The 1,571-nt window shown below is 58.4% G+C and carries 3 protein-coding genes; 2 read left to right on the top strand and 1 reads right to left on the bottom strand.

Features of this window, described 5'->3' with window-relative positions; genetic code table 11:
* Positions 1 to 221 precede the first annotated feature (221 nt).
* Positions 222 to 1,172 (top strand): hypothetical protein, encoded by a 951-nt coding sequence (locus tag B3397_RS17740; RefSeq protein ID WP_296252601.1) that lies wholly within the window; start codon positions 222 to 224, stop codon positions 1,170 to 1,172.
* A 19-nt stretch (positions 1,173 to 1,191) separates the two neighbouring features.
* Here the strand turns inward: B3397_RS17740 and B3397_RS17735 are convergent, their stop codons facing one another.
* Positions 1,192 to 1,350: a hypothetical protein gene (locus B3397_RS17735; protein ID WP_296252598.1), complete on the bottom strand. Its 159-nt coding sequence runs from the start codon at positions 1,348 to 1,350 to the stop codon at positions 1,192 to 1,194.
* 105 nt (positions 1,351 to 1,455) lie between these two features.
* Here B3397_RS17735 and B3397_RS17730 point away from each other — a divergent pair.
* Positions 1,456 to 1,571: twin-arginine translocation signal domain-containing protein (locus tag B3397_RS17730; protein ID WP_296252607.1), on the top strand; the 116-nt coding region annotated here is incomplete at its 3' end.

Below are 1,571 nucleotides of genomic sequence, written 5' to 3'. Positions count from 1 at the left end.
GCTTACGCCGCTGCTACGGTTCCGTGGGAATTGTTGCCAAATAATGCAGAACGCCCGTTGGGTAGGGTTCGGTCGGGCACTTTGCATGATGATATTTCGAGCTAGCTATTCTATCTCGTTGAATGTGCTGAATTTGTTGGCTGGGTATTGATGGCATGCGTCATGCACCTCTAAAGCTGTGAACCGTCCATGACGCTGTTATCGCTTGGAGCACTACAACAATGATTACCCATGCTGACCACCTACCTGCTGCCGCGCTGTCCGCTTCGGCTGACAGTTCCACTCACTCCGGTGTTTCCTGGGCGGCGATTTTCGCCGGTGCCGCAGGGGCTGCCGCACTCTCCATGATTCTCGTGGTTCTGGGCTTCGGTCTCGGGCTCTCTGCCGTCTCGCCCTGGGAAAACAAGGGCATGAGCGCCACTGGAATCGGCGTCTCGACAATTCTATGGTTGGCTTTCACACAAATCGTCGCTTCCGGCTTGGGTGGCTACCTGGCAGGGCGGTTGCGGGTGAAATGGGCCAGCATGCACGGTGATGAAGTCTATTTTCGCGACACCGCTCACGGCTTCCTCGCCTGGGCAGTGGCAACGTTGGTCACCGCCATGCTGATATTGGGCTCGGTGAGCAGCGTGGTGGGCGGGACTGTTCAGGCTGGCGCTGGCGTAGCTTCCGGTGCGGTCAGTGCAGTGGGCGGTGCGGCAGGCGCTTCTGCGAGCAATAGCGACGCCGATCCGTTCGGTTATTTTGTCGATACGCTGTTTCGTGACAATCGTCCTGTCGCGGTCAGCGACGATGCGGCGCACGGTGTGGTAACGCGTATTTTCGCCCGCACTGTGGCTAATGGTGGGCAACTGGCTGCCGAAGACCGCAGCTACCTCGCACAAATGGTAAGCCAGCGCACCAGCCTGACCCAGGCTCAGGCAGAGCAGCGGGTCGACCAGGTCTACGGTCAGGCTCGTCAATCGGTCGAAGACGCCAAGCTGGCCGCGCAAAATGCTGCCGATACCGCCAAGAAAGTCGCCGCAGCCACAGCGCTCTGGACCTTCGTATCGTTGCTGTGCGGGGCTTTCTTCGCCAGCTTCGCTGCCACCTTCGGCGGCCGCCGCCGTGATGCGGTGACCTGGCACGAACGTGACCGTCACCTCGCTACCCCAACTGCCTCAGTTCGTTGAAAGGAGAATCACCATGCGCTCACTTCTGTTGTTTTTCCTCGGTGTACCGATCCCAGTGATCATCCTCATCGCCCTGTTCATGCACTGATCCCGGCCTGAACGCGCCCTCTGAAACCGCCTGCCTAACGCAGGCGGTTTCGTTTGTGTGGATGAAGTAAATATTTTCGTAATGTTTCATTTTCCGCTTCGAGGCGCTATGGCATCCGCGTATGGCCATACTGGAGTCTGATTTGTTTGTAGGATTCTTCCTGCGCCATGAACTGACTGAGAAGGGAGCACGCCCATGCCTAGCCGTCGCCGATTCCTCCAGCAATCCAGTGCGATAGCCGCGCTCGCCGCACTATCGCCCTTGATACCGAATTTTGCGTTTGCCGCACCGCAGTTGCTGACGCGCACCAT

The sequence above is a fragment of the Pseudomonas sp. UBA4194 genome (assembly GCF_002379585.1).
In the GTDB taxonomy this organism is placed as follows: Bacteria; Pseudomonadota; Gammaproteobacteria; order Pseudomonadales; family Pseudomonadaceae; genus Aquipseudomonas.
This window is presented reverse-complemented; position numbering and strand designations above follow the sequence as displayed.